This window comes from Mesorhizobium sp. B1-1-5, assembly GCF_006443065.1.
In the GTDB taxonomy this organism is placed as follows: domain Bacteria; phylum Pseudomonadota; class Alphaproteobacteria; order Rhizobiales; family Rhizobiaceae; genus Mesorhizobium.
The window spans coordinates 1-1,156 of record NZ_VFWS01000540.1; the positions used below are offsets into that span (position 1 = coordinate 1).

Sequence of the window (1,156 nt, forward strand, 5' to 3'; positions counted from 1 at the left end):
CCTCGTGGCCGGGCACCCAGCGCGAATAGGCGTCCGCTGTGTCGACCGCGTTCAGGCCGGCGCCGACGAAGCGGTCGAGCAGGTCGAACGACGTCTTCTCGTCGGCGGTCCAGCCGAAGACATTGCCGCCCAGAACCAGCGGCGCGATGGAAAGGTCGGTGCGACCGAGACGGCGTTTCTGCAAGGCTGATCTCCGTGTTGGTGGGATTGGGCGGCTATCGCCCGTTGAGAGTCGGAGCCTAACCTAGGTCTCGCCGCATCGAGGTCAAAGACCTCGCCGGATTTTTCCGCAAGCCAGCGCTTCACAAAGGCGCGATCCGCCTGGCCACGTCTTCCAACCAGTGATCGCGGATGCCGAGCGCCCGGAGATGGTCCAGCGTGCTCGACACATAGTCCTCATTGTTGCCGGATTGGCCGACAGCGCCGCGCACCACATCAGCGGCGTGGGCCGCATCGAGCGCACCGGCATACTGCTCATGATTGCGGTCGACGATATAGGCCACGGCCTCGACCGTGCCGCCGCCGTCAAGGCGGACATTGAGCATGCGCTCGAGATAGACATTGGTGACCAGCTCGCGCTCACGCAGATAGGCGATGACCTCGTCCCGCAACTCGCCCGGCACCCGGAAAGCCAGCCCGACGCAGGAACCCCCGCGGTCAAGGCCGAGCACCAGCCCCGGACGTTCCCGCGTGCCGCGATGCACGAAGGAATAGACGCACAGCGCGCGACGATAGCCATGCAGGCGCGCCCGCCTTGTCTCGACATGCGCGAACCCCGGCCGCCATATCAACGAACCATAGCCAAACACCCAAAAATCGCCCATATCGCCGTGCCTGATTGCGTAAGAATGGCAACACCACACCGGAATCGGTGTTTTTTCCGTCCATCTCTGTCTACCTATTGTCGTTGCCAGAATCGACAGCCCGCCCACAGCCCCCATGCGTGAACGAGAACCGCAGCATGACGTCCACTGACGAACGCCAGCCGAAGCATCGCCGCCGCCTGTTCTGGCTTGCAGCGTTTGTCATCGCGCTGTTCGCCATCTACAGCGGCGGCTGGTTCTATCTCGCCGACAGGGTCCGGAGCGAAGCCGACAAGGCGATCGCCACGCTCAACAAGAGTGGCATCGAGGCCGGCTGCGCCAATCTCCAGGTC

General features: G+C 63.8%; 2 protein-coding genes and 1 pseudogene. 1 reads left to right on the plus strand and 2 read right to left on the minus strand.

The window, feature by feature from the left end; all coding sequences use genetic code 11:
* A partial coding sequence (locus tag FJ980_RS33095; RefSeq protein WP_140547611.1) for an aldo/keto reductase occupies positions 1-184 on the minus strand: 184 nt, incomplete at its 3' end.
* Positions 185-302: 118 nt separating this feature from the next.
* Positions 303-824, minus strand: coding sequence for a gamma-glutamylcyclotransferase (locus FJ980_RS33100; protein WP_140500781.1), 522 nt, complete (start codon positions 822-824; stop codon positions 303-305).
* A 137-nt stretch (positions 825-961) separates the two neighbouring features.
* Between FJ980_RS33100 and FJ980_RS33105 the strand changes: the two are divergent.
* A pseudogene (locus FJ980_RS33105) lies at positions 962-1,156 on the plus strand (DUF2125 domain-containing protein); the annotation flags it as partial.

Coding starts and splice junctions, on each gene's coding strand:
- FJ980_RS33100 (WP_140500781.1), bottom strand. CDS start 824: ATGGGCGATTTTTGGGTGTTTGGCTATGGTTCGTTGATATGGCGGCCG.